Source organism: Glutamicibacter sp. NPDC087344, assembly GCF_044744225.1.
GTDB lineage: Bacteria > Actinomycetota > Actinomycetes > Actinomycetales > Micrococcaceae > Glutamicibacter.
In genome coordinates, this window is record NZ_JBIUXY010000004.1 from 287,378 (window position 1) to 308,125 (window position 20,748).

Annotated in this window: 15 protein-coding genes and 1 riboswitch; of the genes, 13 read left to right on the forward strand and 2 right to left on the reverse strand. The window is 59.9% G+C overall.

The window, feature by feature from the left end:
• Nucleotides 1-215 precede the first annotated feature (215 nt).
• Nucleotides 216-1,130, forward strand: a complete 915-nt coding sequence (locus ACIOWL_RS08965; protein WP_400383738.1) for an RNase H family protein — start codon at nt 216-218, stop codon at nt 1,128-1,130.
• 268 nt (nt 1,131-1,398) lie between these two features.
• On the opposite strand, the gene ACIOWL_RS08970 is transcribed toward ACIOWL_RS08965, so the two are convergent.
• Nucleotides 1,399-2,847 carry an APC family permease gene (locus ACIOWL_RS08970; RefSeq protein WP_400383741.1) on the reverse strand — a complete coding sequence of 483 codons (1,449 nt, stop codon included), beginning with the start codon at nt 2,845-2,847 and terminating at the stop codon, nt 1,399-1,401.
• Between the two features lie 262 nt (nt 2,848-3,109).
• Between ACIOWL_RS08970 and ACIOWL_RS08975 the strand changes: the two genes are divergently transcribed.
• The 10 genes from ACIOWL_RS08975 (at nt 3,110) to ACIOWL_RS09020 (ending at nt 17,003) form a co-directional block, all read left to right on the forward strand.
• Nucleotides 3,110-4,267 carry a serine hydrolase domain-containing protein gene (locus ACIOWL_RS08975; RefSeq protein ID WP_400383742.1) on the forward strand — a complete coding sequence of 386 codons (1,158 nt, stop codon included), beginning with the start codon at nt 3,110-3,112 and terminating at the stop codon, nt 4,265-4,267.
• Between the two features lie 11 nt (nt 4,268-4,278).
• Nucleotides 4,279-5,058, forward strand: a complete 780-nt coding sequence (locus tag ACIOWL_RS08980; RefSeq protein ID WP_400383745.1) for an SGNH/GDSL hydrolase family protein — start codon at nt 4,279-4,281, stop codon at nt 5,056-5,058.
• A 114-nt stretch (nt 5,059-5,172) separates the two neighbouring features.
• Nucleotides 5,173-5,270, forward strand: a riboswitch (glycine riboswitch).
• A 165-nt stretch (nt 5,271-5,435) separates the two neighbouring features.
• Complete coding sequence (gene gcvP, locus ACIOWL_RS08985; protein WP_400383748.1) at nt 5,436-8,282, forward strand: aminomethyl-transferring glycine dehydrogenase; 2,847 nt, start codon at nt 5,436-5,438, stop codon at nt 8,280-8,282.
• A 10-nt stretch (nt 8,283-8,292) separates the two neighbouring features.
• Complete coding sequence (gcvT, locus tag ACIOWL_RS08990) at nt 8,293-9,414, forward strand: glycine cleavage system aminomethyltransferase GcvT (RefSeq protein ID WP_400383751.1); 1,122 nt, start codon at nt 8,293-8,295, stop codon at nt 9,412-9,414.
• A gap of 59 nt (nt 9,415-9,473) precedes the next feature.
• Nucleotides 9,474-9,854: a glycine cleavage system protein GcvH gene (gene gcvH, locus ACIOWL_RS08995; RefSeq protein WP_400383754.1), complete on the forward strand. Its 381-nt coding sequence runs from the start codon at nt 9,474-9,476 to the stop codon at nt 9,852-9,854.
• Nucleotides 9,854-11,176, forward strand: a complete 1,323-nt coding sequence (glyA, locus tag ACIOWL_RS09000) for a serine hydroxymethyltransferase (RefSeq protein WP_400383757.1) — start codon at nt 9,854-9,856, stop codon at nt 11,174-11,176. The genes gcvH and glyA overlap by 1 nt, the downstream gene beginning before the upstream one ends.
• Before the next feature lie 173 nt (nt 11,177-11,349).
• Nucleotides 11,350-12,759, forward strand: coding sequence for an L-serine ammonia-lyase (locus tag ACIOWL_RS09005; RefSeq protein ID WP_400383760.1), 1,410 nt, complete (start codon nt 11,350-11,352; stop codon nt 12,757-12,759).
• Between the two features lie 427 nt (nt 12,760-13,186).
• Nucleotides 13,187-14,542 carry a magnesium transporter gene (mgtE, locus tag ACIOWL_RS09010; protein ID WP_400383763.1) on the forward strand — a complete coding sequence of 452 codons (1,356 nt, stop codon included), beginning with the start codon at nt 13,187-13,189 and terminating at the stop codon, nt 14,540-14,542.
• A gap of 64 nt (nt 14,543-14,606) precedes the next feature.
• Nucleotides 14,607-15,734: an NADH:flavin oxidoreductase/NADH oxidase gene (locus tag ACIOWL_RS09015; protein ID WP_400383766.1), complete on the forward strand. Its 1,128-nt coding sequence runs from the start codon at nt 14,607-14,609 to the stop codon at nt 15,732-15,734.
• Nucleotides 15,735-15,872: 138 nt separating this feature from the next.
• Nucleotides 15,873-17,003 (forward strand): hypothetical protein, encoded by a 1,131-nt coding sequence (locus ACIOWL_RS09020; protein ID WP_400383769.1) that lies wholly within the window; start codon nt 15,873-15,875, stop codon nt 17,001-17,003.
• A gap of 84 nt (nt 17,004-17,087) precedes the next feature.
• Here ACIOWL_RS09020 and ACIOWL_RS09025 read toward each other — a convergent pair whose 3' ends face one another.
• Nucleotides 17,088-18,275 carry a lysostaphin resistance A-like protein gene (locus ACIOWL_RS09025; RefSeq protein WP_400383771.1) on the reverse strand — a complete coding sequence of 396 codons (1,188 nt, stop codon included), beginning with the start codon at nt 18,273-18,275 and terminating at the stop codon, nt 17,088-17,090.
• A gap of 151 nt (nt 18,276-18,426) precedes the next feature.
• Here ACIOWL_RS09025 and ACIOWL_RS09030 point away from each other — a divergent pair, with 151 nt between their 5' ends.
• Entirely contained in the window at nt 18,427-19,680 is a 1,254-nt protein-coding gene (locus ACIOWL_RS09030; protein ID WP_400383774.1) for a YibE/F family protein, read from the forward strand.
• Between the two features lie 67 nt (nt 19,681-19,747).
• Complete coding sequence (locus ACIOWL_RS09035) at nt 19,748-20,743, forward strand: metal ABC transporter solute-binding protein, Zn/Mn family (protein WP_400383776.1); 996 nt, start codon at nt 19,748-19,750, stop codon at nt 20,741-20,743.
• Nucleotides 20,744-20,748: the final 5 nt, after the last annotated feature.

Genomic DNA, 20,748 nt, shown 5'->3' on the forward strand with positions numbered 1-20,748 from the left:
CTAGTATTCCAGAGAAATCTTTGCTTTTCGACATTGCGTAAAACTTCGGCCTGGTCAGCCGAAATCATGGCATCAACGGCAACTGCCTCCGCGTCCTGGCTAAGCGAGGTGGCCTTTTCGTAGCAGGACGAGCCTAGAAGCGCATACGTTCACCACACCGTTTGTGTTGTGTTGTCTTTAGGCAGGGGAGCAGGTCAGATGGCAGGATTAATGCCATGACGATTACCGCAGCGGCAGACGGATCAGCCCTAGGAAACCCCGGCCCGGCAGGTTGGGCCTGGTACATCGACGAACAGAATTGGGCATCCGGCGGGTGGGACCACGGCACCAACAATATGGGTGAGCTGCAGGCGGTCTTAGAGCTTTTTCGTGCGACGGCTGAGTATCCGGAGCAAGAACTCAAAATCCTGTGCGACTCGCAGTATGCCATCAATTGCGTGAGCAAATGGATGCCTGGCTGGAAAAAACGTGGGTGGAAAAAGGCTGACGGCAAACCGGTGCTGAACCAGGACATCCTCAAGGAGTTGGACGCGGCCATCAAGGGACGCAACTACACCTTCGAATGGGTCAAGGGCCATGCCGGACACGATCTGAATGAAGCGGCGGATGACTTGGCCCGTGCGGCGGCTACCGCCCATCAGCAAGGTAGCGCCCCGGATGCCGGGCCCGGGTACACGGGTGGAGAATCCTCCGTGGCGCCTCCTGCGCTCAGTGTCTCGGGGTCCCCTGAAACGGCCGCTGCCGAAGAACCGGTGCAGGCGGCGACTCCAGATATTGCAGCCACTATTTACGAGCTGGAGCTTGGATTCTTGGATCCGCAGATCCGCACCAGCTTTGCCGAGCTGAACGATTTTTTGCACCCGGGGTACCAAGAGATCACCCGAGACGGCGGCCTGCTGGATGTGGCGACGGTGCGGACGCAGCTTTCAGCGGGGACGCCATTGCCGATGACGGGCGAGATCCAGGTGCTGAGCGCGCGTGAGGTGAACCGAGACCTGGCCCTGCTGGCCTACCGGATGAAGGTTGCCCAGGCTCAGGTTTTGATCGTTTCCTCCTGGTGGCAGCGAACCGAGCACGGTTGGAAACTCCGATTCCGTCAGGAAACGATGCAGCGTGAGGCTGGCGCCTAGGCCCATGCCGTGCAACGTCCGAAGGTGAACAAGCCTGCTTCACCGCTGGACGTTTCACCTATCTGGCGAGTTTCCATGTCCAACCCGCGGGCATCGTACTTTTACATCGCACGTTGCAGAGTCAAAAGCGTCCCGGCTATCAGACCTCCAGTTGATTGGAGAGCTGGTAATCGGGACGCTTTTCTTTCGACGACATCTCCTCTGGGGAAGAGACACTCCTGCCATGCGCGTGGCATTCGATTGCTGGATCTGTGGGCGTATCGGCCCGTTAGAAGTGACCCGGGTTCGAAGAGATGTTTCCGCGTTTGTAGTTGATGCGATTGATCAACCAGGTGACCGCCCAGAGCAGGACGCCCAACGCCAACAGCAGCCCGGCAATTTCGTACTGCACCCAGTCTTCCCGGGAGCGGGCCCACGGGCCAATCAAGAACGCACTGGTAATCGCACCGAGAATCGGGATGATTGTCGGTGCACGGAATGCATCAGCTGGTGCCTTGTCGCGGCGCAACACCAGCAGGGCAATGTTCACCATGGTGAACACCCCAAGCAGCAGCAGCGCGGTGGTGCCACCCAGCGATCCGACAATTCCGCTGCCGGTATCCAAATTGACGTAGACCACCAGCGCGATAGCCAGCAGGGTAGTGAAGATGATGGACAGGGTTGGAGTGCGACGGGTCGGGTGCACCTTGCCCAGGACCTGTGGCAGCACACCCTGCTTGGCCATTCCATAAAGCAGGCGGCTGGCCATCAGCATGTTCATCAAGGCGGTATTAACGACCGCGAAAACTGTCAGGAACGGGAAGATCGCATCAACCGGAAGACCCGGTGCGCCAATGCGCACCACATCCAGCAGGATTCCCGCATCCGGGTTCTTCGGGTTGAGCAAATCGCCGGTCGGGATCACCATGATGACCGTGATTGCCACCAGCATGTAGATTACCGCGCAAACGCCCAGCCCAATGAGCATCACCCGGGGGAAGATCTTGTTGGGGTTTTTGGTTTCCTCGACCAGGTTCACCGAGTCTTCAAATCCAACCATGGCGAAAAATGCGATGGCGGTACCCATGGTGACCGCTGCGAACAGGCTCCGGTCGGCGGGAGTCTCAAAGACCACCAACCGGCTGACATCACCATGGCCACTGGCAATGGCGCCAATGCCGATGGCGATGATGATCGCCATGATCCCCAGCGAAACGACGGTGAGGACCATATTGAATTTGACACTCTCACCGACACCCCGGAGGTTAATCAAGGCCAAGATGACGATGATCGCGATGGCCGCGAACATTCCGGCTTCGGGAGTTGTCGGGACACCGTCGATGAATTGACCGAATCCGATCAGCAGATTCTGGCCTACCAAGGTGGCTGAGGTCGCCGCGCTGGTGATGCCCGAACAAGCCACCGCGAAGGCAACCAAGAAGGTGACAAAGTGAATGCCGAAAGCCTTGTGGATATACAAGGCGGCACCGGCGGCCTGCGGGTATTTGGTGACCAGTTCCATGTAGCTGAACGCGGTGAGCGTTGCAATGGCGAACGCGATCAGGAACGGCAGCCAGGCAGCGCCACCCACTTGTCCGGCGACCTTGCCAGTGATGGCAAAGATGCCTGCGCCAATAATGTCGCCCACGATGAGGAACAACAGGAGTTTGGGGCCGATGACTCGATGCAGCTCGGCTGGCTGGTCACTCGTAGCTAGTTCTTCTCGGGGTGCAGTCATAGGCGTAGGAGCCTTTCCATTGAGTAATTCGAGCGGAGAACACAGGGCCTGTAGTTGCCGCCACGTCACTTGGGCGAAATCGCTCACTATGCTAACAGCAATAAGTCTTGTGTTTTTTGGTTTTTGAGAGTAAGTGATTATCTTCGCACCAAAATGCGGGCGGTGCGGGTTCCTTAGCGTTCGCTGATACTGGCAAAGTCTGCGAATTTTCCCGGCGCCTACTAGTGTTAGTTGCAAAGAACCAAGCTTCTGAAGGATGTAAATGGAATCGGTCACTACTGAAGACTTTGCCCCGCTGGAGAAGGTGCTGCAGGAACGCGCGGCGCACGAAGAGGGGTACTCGGCCCAGCTGGCCGTGTATCACCGCGGCGAACTGGTTTTGAGCCACAGCGTAGGCGAGCACCTGGCTGGTGACGCTCTGACTTGTGTTTTTTCTTGCACCAAGGGTTTGAGTGCGCTGGTGATCGCGCTGCTGGTTCAGGACGGAATACTGGACCCAGCGGCTCCAATCACCTCCTATTGGCCGGAGTTCGGAACACACGGCAAAGGACGCCTGTCGGTGGGGGAAGTGCTCAGCCACCAAGCCGGCGTTTTGGGTGTCCCCGGCGGGGTTCCCAGCCAGGTACTGATGAATTCTGCCGAATACGCCAAGATCCTGGCTTCCATGCCCAGTATCTGGCCGCTGGGGCAAAACATCGTGGGTTATCACGCCATCACCATGGGGGTGCTCATGGAGGAATTGGTCCGCCGGGTCACCGGTCGTGAACTGAAGGACGTTTACGAGGAACGTATTCGTAAGCCGTTAGGTGTCGACGCCTATATTGGGCAGGACGAATCGTTGGAATCCCGTTACCGGGACGTGTTGCCAGGTGCGGGTGGCCAAGAGGAGTTCTTCGACCCGTTCTCCCCAGCTGGGCTTGCGGTCAACTCGGCCTCAGGGTTCGCACTGGACAGCGGTCCGGTGTACAACTGGCATGAATTGGCCAATGCTAAGCAGGTGCGCCGGCTTGGACCGGCCTCCATGGGGGCCGTGGCCGATGCCCGGTCGTTGGCAGCCATCTACGCCGCGTCCTTCGGACCGGTTCCATCACTCGGGGTGAGCCGCGGATTCTTGACCGAAGACACCTGGTCACAAGTATCGACCGAACTGGTTTACGGCCACGACCGGACCAGTGGCTTGCTGCAGGCCTTCGCCCTGGGCTTCATGAAAGCCACCGCCCGCAATAACTACGGATCGATTTTCGCCTACGGCCACGACGGGGCAAACTCCTCCCTGGCCTTCGCCGATCCCGCGTATCAGTTGGGCTTCGCTTATATCCCCTCACGCCACGAGGGTGAGCGGAGCACTTCCACCGGTGTCCAGCTCAGCCAGCTGGCGCGCCAAATAATTATCGGCAAGATGATGAAAGCCAAGGGCTAGAAGGGCAGAACATGGCAAAGTTTCTGGCATTGGGAGACTCTTTCACCGAAGGTGTGGGAGACGAAGACCCGTTGCGCCCCAACCAGGTGCGCGGCTGGGCTGACCGGGTCGCCGAAGTGCTGTGCGCCCGGGGGGACTGGGAATACGCGAACCTTGCGATCCGTGGGAAAAAGATCGGGCAGGTGATCAATCAGCAATTGGACCTCGCCTTGTCCATGAAACCGGATGTGGTGACCGTCTATGCCGGCGGCAACGATATCCTGCGTCCCAAGGCGGACCTTGAAGCGCTGATGCGCGGGTACGACGGAATGGTTAAAAGGTTTGCGGAATCCGGGTCCAAGGTTGTGCTGTTCACGGGCTTCGACACCGTCGATTCTGCGTTGTTCTCCAAAACTCGTCCGCGTACAGCCATCTACAACGAAAAAGTGCGCGAAATCGCCGATCGGCACGGTGCGCTGATCGCCGACTATTGGCGGTGGCGAGAGTTCTCGGATCTCCGCTACTGGGCCGTTGACCGACTTCACATGAATTCTGCCGGTCATACCCTGATGGCATCCAAGGTGTTGGATGTGCTGGGAAATCACGGAATCACCGCAGGAAACTGGGCGTCGGATATTCAGCTGCCAATACTTGCCACGGTACCGGTGGATGCGCGCGGCGAAAAATTTCGTCAAGACCTTCGTTGGGCCAAAGAATATCTGGGTCCGTGGGTCAAGCGCCGCCTGACTGGTACTTCGTCGGGCGACAGCCTGAATGCCAAGTACCCGGACTATATCCATTTGGGTGCTTGAAAGCAGCGGATCGCTTCATATACCGACCCGGAGCCACAAAATTATTTGCAGTTGGCTCCGGGGTAGGTATCATGGGACATGTGTTGCAGGTCTCTGGCCTGCAACCAGCGCCATAGAAGGATGGCGGGAGAGACCCGTTCACACCATGGATGGGCGCCGTAGGAGCAATTCCTCCCCAGGAAACTCTCAGGCCCCCGTACCGCCATCAATAGGCAACTCTGGAAAGTAACCGGCCCGTTCCGGTTCACCGAAGGTGCAAGCAACCGGCTTGGTAGGCCGGCTGTGTAAAACTCTCAGGTTGTGCAACAGGGATGGGGAGGGACAGCGACCTTCCTTTGGCATGCGCCAAGACAGATCCCCATGGAGACACCTGCACCATGACCATCACGCAGACTTCTGCTAACACGAACACTGAATTCGTGTCCCGCCACATCGGCCCGCGTCAGTCCGACGTCGAGACCATGCTTCAGACTCTTGGCTACAACAGCCTCGATGAGCTGATCGACACGGCAGTTCCCGCCGACATCCGCCAGGATGCCGCCCTGGACATCCCGGACGCATTGACCGAGACCGAGGCACTGGCCCACCTGCGTGCGCTGGCGTCCAAGAACGTCATGAAAACCCAGATGATCGGCCAGGGTTTCTACGACACCATCACCCCGGCGGTTATTCGCCGCAACATCGTTGAGAACCCAGCCTGGTACACGGCCTACACCCCGTACCAGCCGGAGATCTCCCAGGGCCGCCTCGAAGCCCTGCTGAACTTCCAGACCATGGTCATGGATCTGACCGGTCTTCCCATCGCCAACGCCTCGATGCTCGACGAATCGTCGGCCACCGCCGAGGCCGTGCTGATGATGCGCCGCGCAAACAAGAAGAAGGCCAACGGCAAAACCGTTCTGGACTCGAACATCTTCCCGCAGACCATCAAGGTCGTCCAGGGCCGCGCCGACGCGCTGGGCTTCGAGGTTGAGGTTGTCGACCTGTCCGCAGGCCTGCCAGAAGGCGAGATCTCCGGCATCGTGCTGCAGCAGCCAGGCAACGACGGATCGATCGCTGATCACACCGGCATCATCGCCGCCGCCAAGGCGGCCGGCGCCATGGTGACCGTTGTGGCCGACCTGCTCTCGCTGACCATGATCACCGCTCCGGGTGAGCAGGGTGCAGACATCGCGGTGGGCAACACCCAGCGTTTCGGTGTTCCACTGTTCTTCGGCGGCCCGCACGCCGCGTACATGGCCGTCGGCAAGGGCCTGGAACGCTCCATGCCAGGGCGCCTGGTGGGTGTCTCCACGGATGACGCCGGCACCAACGCCTACCGCCTGGCACTGCAGACCCGCGAGCAGCACATCCGCCGCGAGAAGGCCACTTCCAACATCTGCACCGCCCAGGCGCTGCTGGCCATCTGCGCCTCGATGTATGCCGTCTACCACGGCCCGGCAGGCCTGAAGCAGATCGCTACCCGCGCCCACAACCACGCCCGCGTGCTGGCCAGCTCGCTGGCCGCCGGCGGTTTCGCGCTTGCCTCGCAGGCATTCTTCGACACCGTGGTGGTCACCGTGAAGGACGTCGAGGACATCATTTCCAAGGCCAACAACGCAGGAATCAACCTGCGCAAGGTCTCGGACACCCAGGTCGGCATCTCCACCGATGAAACCACCACTTCCGGGACCGTCAAGGCCCTGGCAGAGGTCTTCGGTGTTGAGCTTTCCGCTCCCGAAGGTTACGAAATCCCGGCCGGCCAGGTGCGCACCAGCGACTACCTGACCCATCCGATCTTCAACACCATCTCCTCCGAAACCCAGATGATGCGCTACCTGCGCCGCCTCTCGGACCGCGACCTGGCGTTGGACCGCACCATGATCCCACTGGGCTCGTGCACCATGAAGCTGAACTCGGCCGCGGAGATGGAATCCATCACCTGGCCGGAATTCGCTTCCATCCACCCGTACGCCCCATCGGCTCAGACCGAGGGCTGGCGCGAGCTGATCACCGACCTGGAAGGCCGGCTGACCGCGATCACCGGTTACGCAGGGGTCTCCATCCAGCCAAACGCCGGCTCCCAGGGCGAGTACGCAGGCCTGCTGGCCATCTCCGACTACCACGCCTCGCGTGGCCAGGGACAGCGCAACGTCTGCCTGATCCCGGCCTCCGCCCACGGCACCAACGCCGCCTCCGCGGTACTTGCCGGGATGAAGGTTGTGGTGGTGAAGACCGCGGCTGACGGCACCATCGACGCCAACGACCTGGACGCCAAGATCGAGGCGAACAAGGACGTGCTGGCCGCGATCATGATCACCTACCCGTCCACCCACGGTGTCTACGACGCCGACGTGCGCGAGGTCTGCGGCAAGATCCACGACGCCGGGGGACAGGTGTACATCGACGGCGCCAACATGAACGCCCTGGTTGGCCTGGCCCAGCCGGGCAAGTTCGGCGGCGACGTATCGCACCTGAACCTGCACAAGACCTTCTGCATCCCGCACGGCGGTGGCGGACCGGGTGTCGGCCCAATCGGCGTGGGCGAGCACCTGGTGCCGTTCCTTCCGGGCGATGCCTCGGGCACCTACTCCGAGCGCGACGGCGTGCCGGTTGTGTCCACCGCCTTCGGCTCGGCCGGCGTCCTGCCGATCTCCTGGGCCTACATCGCCATGATGGGCGGCGAGGGGCTGACCAGCGCGACCAAGCACGCCATCTTGAACGCGAACTACATCGCCAAGCGCCTGAACGAGCACTTCCCGATCCTGTTCACCGGCAACAAGGACCTGGTAGCACACGAGTGCATCCTGGATCTGCGCGAAATCACCGCCAAAACCGGTGTGACCGCTGAAGACGTGGCCAAGCGCCTGATCGACTTCGGTTTCCACGCACCGACCCTGGCCTTCCCGGTCGCCGGCACCCTGATGGTGGAGCCGACCGAGTCAGAGGACCTTGCAGAGATCGAGCGTTTCATCGAAGCCATGATCACCATCCGCCAGGAAATGGAAGAGGTGCTTGCCGGCGTCTACGAGTTGGAGGAATCGCCGCTGCGCCGTGCACCGCACACCGTAGCCGCCGTGGTCAACAGCAACTGGAACCGCAAGTACACCGTCGAACAGGCGGCCTTCCCGGTAGCCCGGCTCAAGGTTGACAAGTACTTCCCAGCCGTGGGCCGCATCGACGGCGCCGGCGGAGACCGCAACCTGATCTGCTCCTGCCCTGCTCCTGAAGCGTTCGAAGACTAGGACCATCGCGATGACTGAAACCATCACCAAATACACCGCGCTGCACGGCAAACACGAAGCGCTGGGTGCCAACTTCACCGACTTCGGCGGCTGGGACATGCCGCTGAAGTACGGTTCCGAGCTTGCCGAGCACAAGGCAGTGCGCTCCACCGCCGGACTGTTCGACCTGTCCCACATGGGCGAGGTCTGGATCTCCGGGCCGCAGGCCGCCACCGCGCTGAACACCGCGCTGGCCGGCAACTTCGCCCTGATGAAGGTTGGCAAAGCCAAGTACTCGCTGATCCTCAACGAAGACGGCAAGATCATTGACGACCTGATCGTGTACCGCCTGGAAGAGCAGAAGTACCTGGTGGTTCCGAACGCCGGCAACGCGCCGGTCGTCGCCGCCGAACTGGCGCAACGCGCCGAGGGCTTTGACGTCGTTGTGCAGGACGCATCCGCTGAGGAGTCGCTGATCGCGGTGCAGGGTCCGAACGCCGAGGCCATTGTGGTGAAGCTCGCAGCCGATGAGGCCAGCGCGGCAATTGTCACCGGGATGAACTATTACGCGGCCGCCTATGTGCAGCTTGGCGGCCTGGACGTGATCCTGGCTCGCACCGGATACACCGGTGAAGACGGATTCGAGCTGATCGTCAAAAACGCAGACGCCGAAGCGCTGTGGGACACCATCGTGGCGATCGGCGCGCACCACGAGCTGGTTCCGTGCGGCCTGGCCGCCCGTGACTCGCTGCGTCTGGAAGCCGGCATGCCGTTGTACGGCAACGAGCTCTCCTTGGAGCGCACCCCGTTCGATGCAGGCTTCGGCCCGGTTGTCTCCTTCAAAAAAGAGGAAAACTTTGTTGGCCGCACCGCCTTGGAACCACTGCGCGAGCAGACTCCGGCACGCAAGCTGGTTGGCCTGAAGGGCCTAGGCAAACGCGCCGGCCGCGGCGGCTACTCAATCGTCAAGGACGGTGCGGTCATCGGTGAAATCACCTCCGGCCAGCCGTCGCCGACCTTGGGCTACCCGGTAGCCCTAGGTTACGTTGATGAAGCTTTCAGCGCCGTGGGAACCGAACTCGAAGTCGACCTGCGCGGTAAGACTTTGCCATTTGTTGTCGTGGAACTGCCGTTCTACACCCGCGCCAAGTAACGTTAAACAAAGAGGGCATAGCCTAACGCCCCCTATTTCCCCTTGGGAGAGGAAAAATCGTGAGTAAAGTTCTTTCATCGTTGCGCTACTCGGCCGAGCACGAGTGGATCGATGCAGCATCACCAGCCAAGGTTGGTATCACCCAGATCGCAGCCGACGCACTGGGCGACGTGGTCTACGTAGACCTGCCAGAGGTTGGCGACACCGTCACCGCCGGCGAAACCTGTGGCGAAGTTGAGTCCACCAAGTCGGTTTCCGACCTGTACTCGCCGGTCACCGGAACCATTGTCGAGGTCAACCAGGATGCCGCGGACAACCCCGCAATCCTGAACGAAGACCCATACGGTGCAGGCTGGCTGTTCACCGTTGAAGTTGAGTCCGAAGGTCCGCTGCTGTCCGCAGCAGATTACGCTAGTGCGAACGGTGGAAACGTCGAGTAATGACTAACAAAACTTTTGAATCTTTGGCCTCTGCGTCATTGACTGCGTCCCTTGCCGAGCTGGATCCGGAGGTCGCGCAGCGTATCGACGCTGAGCTGGCTCGTCAGCAGCGCGGCTTGGAAATGATCGCTTCGGAGAACCATACGGCGCAGGCCGTGATGCAGGCTCAGGGTTCGGTGTTGACCAACAAGTACGCCGAGGGTTACCCGGGCCGCCGTTACTACGGTGGTTGCGAAGAGGTTGACGTGATTGAGACCTTGGCTATCGAGCGGCTCAAGGAGCTGTTTGGTGCGCAGTTCGCCAATGTGCAGCCGCATTCCGGGGCGCAGGCCAACGCGTCGGTGTATCACGCGTTGGTGCGTCCGGGGGATACTGTGCTGGGCTTGAACCTGGCTCATGGCGGCCACCTGACCCACGGGATGAAGCTGAATTTCTCGGGCCGGTTGTTCAACATTGTTCCTTACGGTGTGGATGAGGAATCCAACGTGGTGGACATGGATGAGGTGGAGCGTCTGGCGCTGGAGCACCAGCCGAAGATGATTGTTGCCGGTTGGTCGGCGTACCCGCGTCAGTTGGACTTTGCCCGGTTCCGTGAGATCGCGGACAAGGTCGGTGCGTACTTGTTTGTGGATATGGCTCACTTCGCCGGTCTGGTGGCTGCGGGGTTGCATCCGTCGCCGGTGCCGTATGCGCATGTGGTGACCTCGACGACGCATAAGACGTTGGCTGGTCCGCGTGGCGGCATTATTCTTTCGAATGATGCGGAGATTGCGAAGAAGTTGAATTCGGCGGTGTTCCCTGGTCAGCAGGGTGGTCCGTTGGAGCATGTGATTGCTGGCAAGGCGGTGGCGTTCAAGATTGCGGCGTCGGCTGAGTTCAAGGAGCGTCAGGAGCGTACCTTGGCTGGGGCGCGGATTTTGGCTGAGCGTTTGACTCAGGCTGATGTGGCTGCGGCGGGGATCAGTGTGTTGACCGGTGGTACGGATGTGCATCTGGTGTTGGTTGATTTGCGTGATTCTGAGTTGGATGGTCAGCAGGCTGAGGATTTGTTGGCGCAGGTGGAGATCACGGTGAATCGTAATGCGGTGCCGTTTGATCCGCGTCCGCCGATGGTGACGTCGGGGTTGCGTATTGGTACTCCGGCGTTGGCGACGCGTGGTTTTTCTGAGGCTGCGTTTGCTGAGGTGGCTGAGGTGATTGCTCAGGCGTTGATTGCTGGTGCTGCGGGGGATGTTTCGGTGTTGCCGGCGTTGAAGGATCGGGTGTTGAAGCTGGCCCAGGACCACCCACTGTACCCGGACCTGGCGAAGGTTTCCGAGTAACATCTTCACACGAAGATGAGGGCCCGGAAAGCGGGAAAAACGCGCTTTTCGGGCCCTCAGTCTATCCAGTGCCAGAAATTGTGGCACAAAAACGAGCACAGGGAAAATTCCCTGAACTACACACTACGATCCGGGAGAGCACCGGATCCTAAGATCTAAGGATGTGATCCGTTATGGCGGTCAGCGTATTCGATCTCTTCTCGGTCGGTATCGGACCTTCGTCCAGCCATACCGTGGGACCAATGCGTGCAGCACACGCATTCATTGCGCAGCTGGTACGCGATCAACAGCTGCCCGCGGTGGAAAGCATCCGGGTTGATGTGTACGGGTCACTCGCCGCCACCGGCCGAGGACACGGAACCTTCACCGCGATCATGCTCGGACTGGAAGGTTACGAACCGGAAAAGATCCTGCCCACCGAGGTCGATGAACGACTGGCAGACATGGAGGCCACCGGCCTGCTGCGCTTCGCTGACCAGCTCGGACACCGCAAAGACCTGGAGTACCGGGTGGAAGACATGATCCAGCACCCGCTGACGGTGCTGCCTCGGCATACCAACGGGGTGAAGTTCATCGCCTTGGACGTCCAAGGGGAGGAACTAGCTAACGAGACGTTCTTCTCCGTGGGTGGCGGGTTTATTGTGCGGGAGGGCGCGGAGCAGAGCCTTGAGAAGCATTTGGTGCAGCAGGTTCAGGCTCAGCCGTACCCGTTTGGTACCGCGGCGGCGTTGATGGAGCATTGCCGGTCTTCGGGGAAGTCCATTGCGGAGATCATGATGGCTAATGAGGAGACCTACCGGACGCGGGAGGAGATCCGTGCGGGGTTGATCCATATTTATGAGGTCATGGAGGAGTGCAAGGATTCAGCGTTGGTGCGTACCGGGGTGTTGCCTGGTGGGTTGAACGTGCGGCGTCGGGCGCCGGAGTGGCATAAGCGGTTGCGCAAAGAGGATAAGGACCGGGATCCGGTGTTTTGGCAGGAGTGGATTAACCTGGTCGCGTTGGCGGTGAATGAGGAGAACGCTTCGGGTGGTCGGGTGGTGACCGCTCCGACGAATGGGGCTGCGGGGATCATTCCGGCGGTGTTGTTCTACGCGACGCATTATGCGCCGGGGGCGAAGTATTGGGATGAGTCTGAGGTTCATGATGCGGTGGTGGACTTCTTGTTGACTGCTGGTGCGGTGGGGGTGCTGTATAAGGAGCAGGCGTCGATTTCCGGTGCTGAGGTGGGGTGTCAGGGAGAGGTTGGTTCGGCTTCGTCGATGGCTGCTGGTGGGTTGGCGCAGATTTTGGGTGGGACGCCGGCGCAGGTGGAGAATGCTGCGGAGATCGCGATGGAGCATAACCTTGGGTTGACGTGTGATCCGATTGGTGGGTTGGTGCAGATTCCGTGTATTGAGCGTAATGCGATTGCTGCGTCGAAGGCGGTGAATGCGGCGAAGATGGCGTTGATGGGTGATGGTGAGCATCATGTCACGTTGGATGAGGTGATTATTACGATGCGGGAGACGGGTAAGGATATGAGTGATAAGTATAAGGAGACGGCGATGGGTGGTTTGGCCGTCAACGTCGTGGAATGCTAATCCACTGCTCGACTTGCCCTAACAAGCTCTGAGAGCCACGGGGTGGAGCCTTGATCAAGCTCCACCCTGGGTGTCTTTGGCGGAACTGTGAGTTCCGGCACCCTTGGCAGACAGCTGATCGATTGGATGATACAACTGGATACAGCCGGTGGGCCAGATACCACCATGTTCAGGAGGAGGTGATCATATGGACGACGGACCAAGTCGATCTATGTTCACGCGATCTCCCCGGAACAAGTCTTAGCGGGTAAACCAACTCTCGGTTTACCTGCCTGCATGTCTGCGAGTTCGCGAATGGCTCTCATTCAGTTGCGCAGAACAGCATCTCATTCAGTAGATTTATCTCCCTGATTTTTCACGTTTCCGCGCGCCCTCGGCGCGGCAGGATCCCCATGTTTCTGCGCCAAACGACACGTTTGGAAAAGACATGCACATTTCTCAGAACGTAGACTTCTCGACTACTTCACACACCTTGCACTCGTCCCTCAAGTCCGCGGATCTTCTCTCACTGGCCGCGGTGCTGCGCGAGCTAGACCCAATCGAGATCATCGAACACTTCGATAGCTTCAGCCTCCCCGAGGCAGCGGTAGCCTTCCGGCTGCTGGATAAATCACGAGCCCTGAAAGTTTTTGAAAACCTCGATGCGCCATTGCAGGCATCCCTGATTCAGGGACTGCGGCACCACGAGGTGGTGGACGTGTTCGCTGGAATCGGAGCCGCCGAACGCGTGGCCCTGCTCGATGAGCTTCCCGCGGCTGTCGCCTCGAGCCTCTTGAAGACCTTGGATGCAACCAACGGCCACGAAACCAGTGTGATCCTGGGCTACCCGGCAACCTCCATCGGAAGGTTCGTTTCACCTCACTTTGTCACGACCTATCCGGAGCTGAGTGCCGCGCAGAGCATCGAGCGTTTTCGTGCCAAGAGTACAGAGCGCGCGGCAACTGATCGGGTGCTGGTGATCGATCACGATCGCCGCCTGCTGGGAGCGGTTCAGCTGGGCGAGCTGATTGCCGCCGAACCGCAGCGACTCATTGGCGAACTGCTCGGATCGGTGTTTAGCGCATCGGTGACCGACCCCGCGGTGCAGACCGCGCGGCACATGGTCAATCGCCACCAGGAACTCGGCGCGATAGTCGACAGCGAGCACCGGTTGGTTGGGGTGCTGCATTGGACCCAAGCCACCCAGATCCTGGAAGACGCAGAGGAGACCCGGTCGGCTCGCACCTCGGGCGCGGAGCCACTGAGCCGTCCGTATCTGAGCACACCCATCGGGGCCATGGTCCGCTCGCGTATTCTCTGGCTGCTGGTCCTGGCGATTGGGGCGACGCTGACGGTTCAGGTGCTGTCCAGCTTCGAGGAAACCCTGGAGTCAATGGTGGTGCTCAGCCTATTTATTCCGCTCATTGTGGGGATTGGCGGCAATACCGGCAATCAGGCCGCGACGACCGTGACCCGAGCTCTGGCCATGGGCGAGGTCAGGAGCCGCGATATCGGCAAAGTGCTGCTACGCGAGATCAGGGTTGGCCTGGTGCTGGGGCTGAGCCTCGGGAGTCTCGGGTTCCTGCTCACCGCGGCGATCTTCGAGATACAGATTGCGTGGGTCATCGGATTGACCTTGATTGCCCTGTGCACCATTGCAGCTTCGGTGGGAGGAATCATGCCGATCATCGGACAAACATTCAAGGCTGATCCGGCGGTGTTCTCAAATCCGTTTATTTCCACCTTCGTTGATGCGGCAGGCCTGATCGTCTACCTGAGCATCGCAATGCTGATCCTCGGATAACTGCCTGCACCAAGAAGTCCGCAGGATGACGCTCACCGCGCGCGCAAGGAATAACTCGCGTGCTGTGAGCGTCATACCTACCATGCCTCAAAGTAAAATTTTTACCCCAGTCACCATCCCCACCCGTGCGGGTCAGGGTTTGGAGCTGCGTAACCGGACGGTGCTCCCTCCAATGTGCCAGTACTCCATCGAGCAACGTGATGGGGTGCCGACCAGCTGGCAGCTGGTGCACCTGGGTTCCCATGCACAGGGAGGTTTCGGCTTGGTCATCGCCGAGGCGGCCGCGGTGGCACCCGAGGGGCGTATTTCGGACCTGGATGTTGGCATCTGGAATGATCAACAGGCCACGGCCTGGAAACCGATCACCGAATACATCCGTTCGCAGGGTGCCGCAGCCGGGATACAGCTCGCTCACGCAGGGGCCAAGGCCTCCACCTACGGCTGGCTCAAGGAACTTGAAGCCGTCGGAAAAACCGGGAGCCTGACCGCAGCAGACGGTGGTTGGCAGACGCTGACATCTTCGCCCAGCGAGCTGCATTCGCTGAACCCAGCGGTAGCGTTGACCGTCGAGCAAATTGCGGACTCCGTGACAGACTGGGCCGCCGCGGCGCAGCGGGCCGACCAAGCCGGTTTTGATTTCATCCAGATCCATGCGGCGCACGGTTACTTGATTCACCAGTTCCTCTCTCCGCTGACCAACAAGCGCACCGACCAATACGGTGGCAGTTGGGAGAACCGCACCAGGTATCTGCGTGAGATCGTCCAGGCGATCCTTGCGGTGTGGCCGCAGGACAAGGCCGTGGGAATTCGTTTTTCCGGAGACGACTGGGTTGAGGGAGGGTGGAGGATTGCGGATACCACCCGGATGGCCGCCGAACTGTACACCCTTGGGGTACGCGCCTTCGACCTCTCAAGCGCCGGGATCGGCCCCTTCAAGGGTCCCAGCGGCCCGGGCTACCAAATTCCGTTGGCCCAAGCAGTCAAGGGAGCGCTTCCTGAAGACGCATTTGTCACGGCCGTTGGCGGGATCACCGATGCCGTTCAGGCAGAACAAATCCTTGTCACGCACCAAGCCGATGGGGTGAGCATCGGCCGGGCAGCCCTGGGGGACCCGCAGTGGCCCAACCGCGCTGCTCAGCGATTGGGAGCGAGTTTGGCAGCTCCGGCACAGTACTGGCGCGGCCGCTGGTAAAACTTTGCGCCATGCTGATTTCTCGGTAACTACAACATAGTTTCCGCTTTCCTCTTCCTGCATCTGAATAGTGATGTTAGGTTAGTGCCACGGATCAAGTCGCATCGCGGCGGGAGTCGCGTGCGGAAGGGAGTCAGCATGGCACTACGCGCGGATTCTAATGGAATCGACGCTTCGCTCTATCGAAAGACCGGCCCGTGGAGCACCGCACTGGTTGATGCTTCGTTGGGGAACACCTCCGCTCAAGAGGCTGCCGACCGGCTTCCCGACGACGTGGCAAAACTTCTCAAAAGCCAACAGGCCTCCGCATCGGACATTAGTGCAGTGACCGGTGCGCTTGAACCCGCGCAAGGGATGCGTGCACCGGTAGCTCGATTTATCGCGGTGCATGACGGCGAAGTGTTGCTCAACGAACTACTGCCGGGGCTGAAAGTTGATTCGCCGTCGGTGGATGTTGGGCCATTCCCGAACTTCACCCCGTTGGCGCGCTCGCGAGGCGGATCATTTTCCTACCTGGTGGCAGAGGTTGGGCGTGATGGCGGGGAGGTCCATTTCTACAACACAAACTCACCGGAACGGATTGCGAGCCGAGGCATCGTTGGGGCACCCGAAGAAATTCATCACGCCCGCAAGGTGCCGGGCAAATACGACCAGCCCAAGGCCCAGGCTGCGGCGGATGAAATGATTCGGCGCAACACGGAGGAAGTCGCCGAGCTGATCAGTGAGATGTCGCGTGACAACTACGTTCGTTTGATTATTCTCTCCGGGGACATCAAAGCCCGTGAAGCGGTCGCTGCCGCATTGCCTGTGGCCCTGCAGGACTATGTGGAAGTCATTGATGCCCATACGCGTACGGGAGGGGCAGACAGCAAACAGGTTGAACAACATATTTCAAAACTCGTAGATGAGGTGAAAGCCGCAGCTGTTGCAGATTTGGAGGCACGGGTGACGGCGCAGGCAGGTAATGGACGCTCGCTGCTTGCCGTGGGGCTTGACGAAGTTGTCACCGCCCTGCAGTCGGCCCAGGCCGAAATAGTGCTGGTTGGCCAGTACCAGGATGAGCACACCTTGCGGGCCCTGAGCGCGGAACCATGGGTTGCGCACCAAGAAGGAGATGATCACGCGGAGCTGGTTGTCGGTGAATGGCCGGCACCTGAGGTTTTGTTAAGGGCCACCGCTCTGACGGATGCAACAATTCGTTACGTCCCCCAGATTCAAATGCCAGACGGAGCCGGTATTGCCGCCTTGCTCCGGTGGGCCAAGGCCTAAAATCACCGTTAACCAACCAAGCGTGGGAATGTTGTCGCATTCCCACGCTTAATCTTTGTCCAGGCTTCTTGCCGTCAAGGCAGGTCAGGGACCGGTGCGGTTCTCATTGGGTGGTTCTTGCTCGCCCGCGGGCGGGCTGAGCGGGTCCTGGTCGTTTGAGGTGAAGTTCTGCGCCTCATAACCGCCCCGGGGATCGGCCGGTGGCCATGCAGCCGGGGGTGTGGTGGAAGGCGGGTTCCAATAGGGCTGCTGGGCATCTGGCATGGGATAGGCAATGGGCCAAGGCTGCAACAGGTGCTGCTCAGGTCGCCGGCGTGGTGCCGGACCGACGGTCCGCTGGATATTCTTCCGCTGAGCCACCATCAACAACAGCACGGTGAGCACCGTGGTCATGGTGCCGGAAATCATCAGCGAGAACAGGTCGGACCCGGTGGCGTTCAGATCCACCAGCCCCGCGGCGCCAAGCAGGAACAGTGAAGTGTTGTTGACCACGTGCACGGCGATCGCAGCCTCCAGACCGCCGGTGCGCCAGGTGAGCACGCTGGCGGCGATGGCGAAGATGGCCACGTCGAGCAGCCCGTAGATGTCGTAAACGTGTCCAAAGGTGAACAACGGAACCGGAAGCAGGATCGCGAACAGCGGGTGTTTCAGCCAAGAACCGATGATCTGCATAAACGCACCGCGGAACACCAGCTCTTCGGCGGCGCACTGCAACGGGGTGAGCAGGATAACCAGTAACGCATAAAACAACGGGCTGGAAGGAATGCTGCTGGCCGGTACTTCTATCCCGCCGCCGGCGCCCACCGCATCAAGGACAAACGTGAGGGCGAAGTAGGTTGCGTAAACGATCCCGCTCACCGCGAAGGCGATACCCATCCACCCCCACCGGATCCGCCCTGCCACGGAAAGCAGCAGCCCTACGGGTTTTGCACCAAGGAGCAGATAGGCAAACCACACCGCTGGAATCATGACAATCAGCGACATCATGAGGAACGTGAACATCATGGGGTCAGCCATGTCTATGGTGTCTAGGCTATCGAGGAACTCGGTATCGTTGCTCCAAAACGCAGGACTCAGCATGATCATGACGAAGCTGATGATCGCCACAACAACTGAAAGAACTACAAAAAAGCCTGAGGCGGTTCCCAGGAAGGCCAACGGCCGCCACCAGCGGTAATTTTCATCACGCCGCAGGAGCTGGTGATACTCATACTGCGGTTCGACGCCATCCACGCTCGGGGTCGGATTGCCCACATTTGATGTCATGCTCATGGTTCTATTCTCCCGGGGCTTGGCCACGAAAGGTATGAACCTTCCGGAGGATCTCTGCGCTCATCCTTGAAGCATTGACAGCTTTCTCCGTTCTGGGCTGGCTAGACTTGAGCTCGACCTACCCGACTCAACCGATGCGGAGAAGCTGCCCGTGGGCCACCACCATCATGATGAACCCATCCTCCAGGATCCCAAGCGCCGGCGCCGCGCTTCGATCATTCTCTGGGCCCTGTTGGCCCCGGTCGGTGCCCTGGCCCTGATCATGGTGATCGTCCTGTGGCCGCAGGGAAACTATGACAAGTTCGCTCTCTCCGGGGCCACCGATACCGCCAGCGGTGCGGTGATGGCCACCGGAACGGTCACCCGGTCGGTGCTTCAAGACTGCCCGTCCTCCCAAGGGCTGGAAGACGTCGGGGGCAAAGTGCTCGAATGCACCGTGACCTATGTGATGCCGGATGACGGTGGCGCCGAAATCCAGATCGAGATTCCCCAGGAAACGCTGCAATCTCGTGATGCCCGGGCCGGGGACTCGCTCCGTTACTTGGACCTGTCGAATGTCGGGTCGAATTCGGGGACCAACTACGTTTTTGTGGACTTCGTACGCACTTTCCCCATGGCCCTGCTGGCCATCGCCTACGGCATTGTGGTGGTGCTCGTGGCCGGGTGGCGTGGCACCAGGGCCATGATTGGGCTGATCGGTGGCATTGCCTTCATGATCATGTTCATGATTCCGGCCTTGCTGGAAGGCGGGAACCCCATCCTGGTGGGGCTGACCGGTTCAACGGCCATCATGTTTGTGGCGCTATATTTTGCCCACGGACTCAATGCAAAAACATCTACTGCGTTGCTCGGCACGTTGTTTGGGCTGGCGGTAACCGCGGGGTTGGCGGTCTGGCTCACGGATGCCGCGGCGTTGACCGGCGCCCATGATGAATCGGCCATGACCCTCTCTACCGTGGCACCGCAGATTTCCTTGCCGGGCTTGCTGATTTGCGGTGTGTTGATCGGTGGGATGGGTGTGCTTAATGATGTGACCATCACCCAGTCGGCCACGGTGTGGGAGCTGGCCGAATCCGCGCCGAAAGCCAGCTCTACCGAGTTGTTTTTGCGGGGGATGCGCATTGGGCGCGACCATATCGCCTCCACCGTCTACACCATCGCCTTCGCCTACGCCGGAGCCGCCTTGCCGGTGCTGGCCATCGCTGCCCTGAGCAACCAGGGATTCGGGACCACCCTGAGCTCGGGGGAAATGGCTGAGGAAGTGATCCGAATCTTGATTGGTTCCATCGGCTTGGTACTGGCGATTCCGGTGACCACAGCCATCGCGGTCCTGGTGGTCAAGGCCACCGGCACCGGCGGAGCCCACGGCAAAACACTGAAGACCAGCGGGCGCCGGGCAGCCTAAGTGCGAATCATTCTTATGAGTAATGTAGAATAGTTCTCATTAGCATTCCGTCTTAGAAAGAACTGTTGTGAAATCTCGTTCGCTGCTCACCACGCTCGCCCTGGTTCCCGTCGCTGGCCTGCTACTGTCTGGTTGCTCCACCCAAGCGCAGGGCGAACCGGAAACCTCCGGGCTGAACATCGTGGCCACAACCAATGTCTACGCGCAGATTGCCGAGGCAGTTGCCGGCGAGCACGCCACGGTCAACGAGATCATCACCTCCACCGCGCAGGATCCGCATTCCTACGAACCAACCGCTCGGGATAAGCTCACCATTTCCAATGCCGACATCGTTGTAGCCAATGGCGGGGGATATGACACCTTTATGGACACGCTGGTCCAGTCGCTGCCCAAGGAGCAGCTGGATCAGGTGACACTGCTGCACGTGGTTGACACCTCTCCGGTAGCCGTCGAGGAAACCGAAGACCATGATCACGCGCATGAGGAAGGTGAAGAGCATGCTCACGAGCATGACGAGGCCGAGGAGCATGCTCACGAGCACGCCGAATACAACGAGCATGTCTGGTACGACTTGGAATCCATGAGCGCCTTCGCTGACGCATTGGCTGCGGAATTGGGAAAGCAGGACGCGGCGAACGCGCAGGCCTACGCCGACAACGCCAAAACCTTTGACGCCGGAATCGATGAACTCAGCGCGCAGCTGGCCGCGACCGGGCTGAGCGGCAAAAGCTACCTGATGACCGAGCCAGTGCCTTTCCACCTGCTGGGTGAGGCTGGCATGGTGAACAAAACCCCTGAAGGCCTGAGCGAAGCTATTGAGGAGGGGGAAGGAATCACCCCGTTGACCCTCAAAAATGCCGATGATCTGCTCACCTCCAAGGGTGTGGATCTGATGGTGTACAACGCACAGACCGAAAGCAATGAAACCCAGTCCTTGCGCTCGGCAGCCCAAGATTCGGGTGTGCCGGTGGTTGAACTCACCGAAACCATTACGGATGACTCAACCTACCTGGACTGGATGCGGGGAAACATCGAGTCCCTAGCTTCCGCCCTGAAAGGCTAAAGCCT

Excerpts from the sequence above, each read along its gene's own strand:
- gcvT (WP_400383751.1), top strand. The coding sequence starts at position 8,293 with ATGACTGAAACCATCACCAAATACACCGCGCTGCACGGCAAACACGAA.
- ACIOWL_RS08980 (WP_400383745.1), top strand. The coding sequence starts at position 4,279 with ATGGCAAAGTTTCTGGCATTGGGAGACTCTTTCACCGAAGGTGTGGGA.
- ACIOWL_RS09020 (WP_400383769.1), top strand. The coding sequence starts at position 15,873 with ATGGCACTACGCGCGGATTCTAATGGAATCGACGCTTCGCTCTATCGA.
- ACIOWL_RS09005 (WP_400383760.1), top strand. The coding sequence starts at position 11,350 with ATGGCGGTCAGCGTATTCGATCTCTTCTCGGTCGGTATCGGACCTTCG.
- ACIOWL_RS08975 (WP_400383742.1), top strand. The coding sequence starts at position 3,110 with ATGGAATCGGTCACTACTGAAGACTTTGCCCCGCTGGAGAAGGTGCTG.
- ACIOWL_RS09025 (WP_400383771.1), bottom strand. The coding sequence starts at position 18,275 with ATGAGCATGACATCAAATGTGGGCAATCCGACCCCGAGCGTGGATGGC.
- mgtE (WP_400383763.1), top strand. The coding sequence starts at position 13,187 with ATGCACATTTCTCAGAACGTAGACTTCTCGACTACTTCACACACCTTG.
- glyA (WP_400383757.1), top strand. The coding sequence starts at position 9,854 with ATGACTAACAAAACTTTTGAATCTTTGGCCTCTGCGTCATTGACTGCG.
- gcvP (WP_400383748.1), top strand. The coding sequence starts at position 5,436 with ATGACCATCACGCAGACTTCTGCTAACACGAACACTGAATTCGTGTCC.
- ACIOWL_RS08965 (WP_400383738.1), top strand. The coding sequence starts at position 216 with ATGACGATTACCGCAGCGGCAGACGGATCAGCCCTAGGAAACCCCGGC.
- ACIOWL_RS08970 (WP_400383741.1), bottom strand. The coding sequence starts at position 2,847 with ATGACTGCACCCCGAGAAGAACTAGCTACGAGTGACCAGCCAGCCGAG.